Origin of the sequence: Archangium sp., assembly GCF_036388035.1 — a bacterium.
Taxonomy (GTDB): Bacteria; Myxococcota; Myxococcia; order Myxococcales; family Myxococcaceae; genus Archangium.
In genome coordinates this window covers 1-5,232 of sequence record NZ_DASVSO010000750.1, presented here as the reverse complement: position 1 = coordinate 5,232, position 5,232 = coordinate 1, and the positions used below count along the sequence as shown (strand labels likewise).

6 protein-coding genes are annotated in these 5,232 nt (G+C 69.2%); 4 read left to right on the top strand and 2 right to left on the bottom strand.

The window, feature by feature from the left end; translation table 11 throughout:
- Positions 1 to 228 (bottom strand): VOC family protein (locus VF697_RS30720; RefSeq protein ID WP_331100497.1); only part of this gene is annotated, 228 nt, incomplete at its 3' end.
- A 98-nt stretch (positions 229 to 326) separates the two neighbouring features.
- Here VF697_RS30720 and VF697_RS30715 point away from each other — a divergent pair.
- The 4 genes from VF697_RS30715 to VF697_RS30700 all read left to right on the top strand — a co-directional run bounded on the left by VF697_RS30715 (position 327) and on the right by VF697_RS30700 (position 4,544).
- Positions 327 to 2,048 carry a dipeptidyl-peptidase 3 family protein gene (locus VF697_RS30715; RefSeq protein ID WP_331100495.1) on the top strand — a complete coding sequence of 574 codons (1,722 nt, stop codon included), beginning with the start codon at positions 327 to 329 and terminating at the stop codon, positions 2,046 to 2,048.
- Positions 2,049 to 2,121: 73 nt separating this feature from the next.
- Entirely contained in the window at positions 2,122 to 2,895 is a 774-nt protein-coding gene (locus VF697_RS30710; protein WP_331100493.1) for a fatty acid desaturase, read from the top strand.
- A 33-nt stretch (positions 2,896 to 2,928) separates the two neighbouring features.
- Positions 2,929 to 3,918, top strand: coding sequence for a protein-methionine-sulfoxide reductase catalytic subunit MsrP (msrP, locus tag VF697_RS30705; protein WP_331100491.1), 990 nt, complete (start codon positions 2,929 to 2,931; stop codon positions 3,916 to 3,918).
- Positions 3,919 to 3,920: 2 nt separating this feature from the next.
- Positions 3,921 to 4,544, top strand: coding sequence for a protein-methionine-sulfoxide reductase heme-binding subunit MsrQ (locus VF697_RS30700; RefSeq protein WP_331100489.1), 624 nt, complete (start codon positions 3,921 to 3,923; stop codon positions 4,542 to 4,544).
- 84 nt (positions 4,545 to 4,628) lie between these two features.
- On the opposite strand, the gene VF697_RS30695 is transcribed toward VF697_RS30700, so the two are convergent.
- A partial coding sequence (locus VF697_RS30695; protein ID WP_331100488.1) for a response regulator occupies positions 4,629 to 5,232 on the bottom strand: 604 nt, incomplete at its 5' end.

Sequence of the window (5,232 nt, the reverse complement as noted above, 5' to 3'; positions counted from 1 at the left end):
GGGGATGCCCTGCTCACGAAGGGCTTTCTGGTACGTCTTGGAGGCGGGGTTCTCGTTCGGCTCGAGAAGCAGCTCGACGTCATCGTGCCCCTCGGGAGAGATGACGGTCAGCCACTTGAACTTCCCGATCGGAACGTCGTGCTTCTTCACGAAGCCCAGAACCTCCGTATAGAACTTGAGGGCCTTGTCCTGGTCATCCACCATGACGCTGCTGAGTTTGATCTTCATGGCGGCGACGGTGGCAGCCCACGCGTCGGACTGTCCAGCGGAGAAACGCCCCGCTCAAGAGCGCTCCGCCGCGGTTCTCCTGCGCTAAAAGGGCCGCCATGATCCGCACACTCCTCTCCCTCGCCGCCGCCGCGGTGCTCCTCGCGAGCCCGGCTGGCGCCGCCGAGAAGCAGCCCGAGTCCACCCGTATGCCCACTGCCCCCGAGCTCAAGCGCGCCACGGCCCGCTTCGCCCCCGTCGACATCCAGGCCGACGTCTCGAAGCTCCCCGAGAACGAGCGCCGGGCCCTCGCGAAGATGGTCCAGGCCGCGAAGCTCATGGACTCGCTCTTCCTGCGCCAGGTGTGGGCCGGCAACGAGACGCTCCTGCTCGACCTACTCGAGGATGAGTCCCTGCTCGGCCGTGAGCGGCTGCACGCCTTCCTCCTCAACAAGGGCCCCTGGTCCCGGCTCGACCACAACGCGGCCTTCATCCCCGGCGTCCCCGCCAAGCCCGAGGCCGGCAACTTCTACCCGGCGGGCGCCACCAAGGCCGACCTCGAGGCCTGGGTGAAGTCGCTCCCCGAGGCGCAGCAGCGCGAGGCCACCGGCTTCTTCACCACCATCCGCCGCGACACCGCGGGCAAGTTCATCGCCGTCCCCTACAGCGTCGAGTACCAGGGCGAGCTCGCCGAGGCGGCGCGGCTGCTGCGCGAGGCCGCGGAGCTCACCACTCAGCCCACGCTGAAGGCCTTCCTCTCCAAGCGCGCCGAAGGCTTCCTCAGCAACGACTACTACCCGAGCGAGGTGGCCTGGATGGAGCTCGACGCCAGTGTCGAGCCCACCATCGGGCCCTACGAGGTCTACGAGGACGAGTGGTTCAACTACAAGGCCGCCTTCGAGGCCTTCATCACCCTGCGCGATGACGCGGAGACGCAGAAGCTCGCGAAGTTCAGCGGCGAGCTCCAGGGGCTGGAGAACGCCCTCCCCATCGACCCGAAGCTGCGCAACCCGAAGTTGGGGGCGCTCGCGCCCATCCGCGTGGTCAACAGCCTCTTCTCCTCGGGTGACGCCAACCGTGGCGTGCAGACCGCGGCCTTCAACCTGCCCAATGACGAGCGCGTGGCGGCCGAGAAGGGCACCAAGCGCGTGATGCTCAAGAACGTCCAGGAGGCGAAGTTCAACCGGGTGCTGCTGCCCATCACCCAGGTGGCGCTGGCCCCGAAGGATCGCAAGGACGTCTCCTTCGACGCCTTCTTCACGCACATCCTCATGCACGAGCTGATGCACGGCCTGGGGCCCCACAACATCACCGTGGAGGGCAAGCAGACCACGGTGCGTCAGGCGCTCCAGGCGTCCTCCAGCGCCATCGAGGAGGCCAAGGCGGACATCTCCGGCCTGTGGGCCCTCCAGCAGCTCGTGGACAAGGGCGTCATCGGCAAGGAGCTGGAGCGCACCATGTACACCACGTTCCTGGCCTCGGCGTTCCGCTCCATCCGCTTCGGCATCGGCGAGGCGCACGGCAAGGGGATTGCCCTGCAGCTCAACCACTTCCTGGATACCGGCGCGGTGGTGGTGAACAAGGACGGCACCTTCGCCGTGGTGCCGGGGAAGATCCGCGAGTCCGTCACCGCCCTGACGAAGCAGCTCATGGAGCTGCAGGCCGCCGGCAACCGTGCCTCCGCCGAGTCGCTGCTCGCGAAGATGGGCGTGGTGCGCCCCGAGGTGAAGCGCGTGCTGGACAAGCTGGAGAACGTCCCCGTGGACATCGAGCCGCGCTACGTCACCGCCGAGAAGCTCGCGCTGGAGGCGGGCGGGGCCTCGGAGCCGGCGAAGAAGTAGGACTGTCGTCCGCCCATCCGCCGCGTGCGTTTTCCCGTGCGCGGCGGGGGGTACATGGTGAGAGTTGGAGTCGATGCGGAGCCAGGTTTCTCGAGGTCCCTGGGGTGTCCTCATCGCGCTGAGCGTCCTCGGCGCGTGGATGGGCCATCTCGTCTGGCTGCTGGCGGGGGCCAACCTGTCGCTCGCCTCGCCGCTCGCGTACCCGCACATCGCCTTGCAGGCGTACCTGTGCACCGGCCTGTTCATCACCGGCCATGACGCGATGCACGGCACGGTGAGTCGCCATCGGTGGGTGAACCAGACCGTGGGCACGGTCGCCTGCTTCCTCTTCGCCGGGCTCTCCTACCGGCGTCTGGTGGTCAACCACCACGCCCACCACACCGACCCCACCGGCCCGGACGACCCGGACTTCTCCACGCGCACCCAGTCCTTCTGGCCGTGGTTCGCCACCTTCATGCGGCGCTACACCACCTGGCCTCAAATCCTGGTCATGGCGGCCAAGTTCAACCTGCTGCTGCTCCTGGGCGTGGCGCAGTGGCGGATTCTGGCCTTCTGGGTGGTGCCCGCGCTGCTCGGCACGGTGCAGCTCTTCTACTTCGGCACCTTCGTGCCCCACCGGCGGCCGGACACCCCGGACATGGCGCCCCACCATGCGCGCTCCCTGCCGCGCAACCACCTGTGGGCCATGCTCTCCTGCTACTTCTTCGGCTACCACTGGGAGCACCACCAGTCGCCCTCCACCCCCTGGTGGCGGCTGTGGCGGATGCGGGACGCCCGAGCCCGTGCCGGGGCCCTCGCCCCCGGGGGGGAGCCCACCGCCCGACAGGTTTCCCCGCCCTCCCTGTAACCAAAAATCCGCTTCCGGCGTTATGAAGGGACCATGCGCCAGAAGCCGCCCGAGCCCCCCAGCTCCGAGATCACCTCCGAGTCGCTCTACCTGCGCCGTCGCGAGTTCATCAAGAGCGCCGTCCTCTTCACCGGCACCGCCACGGGTGTGGGAGGCGGCCTCGAGCTGCTCAGCAGCAGGCCCACCGGGACGGGCGCGAGCCTCCCCGCCGCGCCGGCGGCCCCGGGCGAGTCCCCCAAGAAGCGGCCCCGGGGTCCGTACGACACCGACGAGCGGCCCACGTCCTTCGACGACGCCACCACCTACAACAACTTCTACGAGTTCGGCCTCGACAAGGGCGAGCCGGCGGAGAACGCCCACACGCTGAAGCCGCGGCCGTGGACGATCGTCATCGACGGCGAGGTGAACAAGCCGCAGCGGGTGGACATGGACACGCTGCAGTCCTGGTTCCCGCTGGAGGACCGCGTCTACCGCATGCGCTGCGTGGAGGCCTGGTCCATGGTGATTCCGTGGATGGGCTTCTCGCTGGCGGGGCTGCTGCGTCGCGTCGAGCCCACGGGCAAGGCGAAGTACGTGGCCTTCACCACCCTGAAGGACCCCGAGCAGATGCCCGGCCAGAAGTACCCCGTGCTGGACTGGCCCTACGTCGAGGGCCTGCGCCTGGACGAGGCCCTGCACCCGCTCACGATGCTCGCGGTGGGCCTCTACGGCCGCGTGCTGCCCAACCAGAATGGCGCGCCGCTGCGGCTGGTGGTGCCGTGGAAGTACGGCTTCAAGGGCATCAAGTCCATCGTCCGCATCACCCTCACCGAGAAGCAGCCGCCCACCACCTGGAACAAGTCCAACCCTCGCGAGTACGGCTTCTTCGCCAACGTGAATCCCGAGGTGGCCCACCCTCGCTGGAGCCAGGCCTCCGAGCGCCGCATCGGTGAGCTCCGCCGCCGTCCCACGCTGCCCTTCAACGGCTACGCCGAGCAGGTGGCCAGCCTCTACGCGGGCATGGACCTGAGCCGCAACTTCTGACCATGGCCTCGCCTCCGTACCCCTGGCTCAAGCCGGCCGTCCTCGTGGGCGGCCTCTCCCCGCTGGTCCTCCTCGCCCTGGGCTTCTGGCGGGACACCCTCGGCGCCAACCCCATCGAGCGCGTGCTCAACCAGACGGGGATGCTCGCCCTCATCCTCCTCGTGGCCTCGCTCGCGTGTACGCCGCTCAAGGTGGTGGCCGGGTGGACGTGGCCCCCGCGCGTGCGCAAGCTGCTGGGCCTGCTGGGCTTCGCCTACGCCGTGCTGCACTTCCTCACGTACTCGGTGGTGGATCAGGGGCTGGACTTCCCCATCATCCTCGAGGACATCGCCAAGCGCCCCTTCATCACCGTGGGCTTCCTCGCGTTGGTGCTGCTCGTGCCGCTGGCCGTCACCAGCACGAACCGCATGGTGCGTCGCCTGGGCTTCCCCGTCTGGCAGCGGCTGCACCGGCTGGCCTACGTGGCGGCCTCGCTGGGCGTGGTGCACTTCGCCTGGCGCGTGAAGAAGGACCTCACCGAGCCGCTCGTGTATGGCGCGGTGCTGGGGCTGCTCTTCGCCGTCCGTCTCGTCGAGGCGCTGCGCAAGCGGCGGGCGCGGGCCGCGGCCGCCCTCCCGGTCTCCTGAGGGCCGGGGTTCCACTCCGCCTGGGGGTGCTCGGCGTGCCCGCCTCCCTCACGCAGGGGAGGCGGTGCTCCACCGGCTCGAGGCTCAGCCCTTCTTCGGGAGCGGGAGGATGGTGTCCACCAGCGTCATGAGCTGGGCGCAGCTCACCGGCTTGCGCACGAAGGCGTTGATGCCCGCCTTCTGGCCCTTGTTGCGGACCTCGGCGGCGTTCGCATCGCCCGTCATCATCAGGATGGGAATCTTGGCCACCTTCGCGTTGCGGTTGGCACGCACCGTCGCCGCGAAGTCCGCCCCGTTCATCCCGTCCATGTGGAAGTCGGTGAGGATGAGATCCACCGGCTGCCCGTCCAGCACCTTCAGCGCCGCCTCGGCCGACTCGGCCTCGATGTACTCGAAGGAGCGCGCCATCAGGTAGATCTTCAGCAGCGTGCGGATGGAGCGGCTGTCATCCACCAGCAGCACGCGCTGTGCCTGCACCCCGGGCTCCGGGCGCGCGAAGGGCCGCGTCTCCGGAGCGGGGGCGGGGGTGTGGGCCGCGAAGGCCTTCGCCGTCTCCGAGCTGAGTCCGCCGAAGGGACGCACCGGCTCCGTGGGCGGGGGGGGCGTCCCGGTCGAGGGGGGGGTGACGGGCCGTGCGGTGCGCGCCGGCTCGGTGCCGGAGGCAGCAACGAACGGCCGCGTCGGCTCC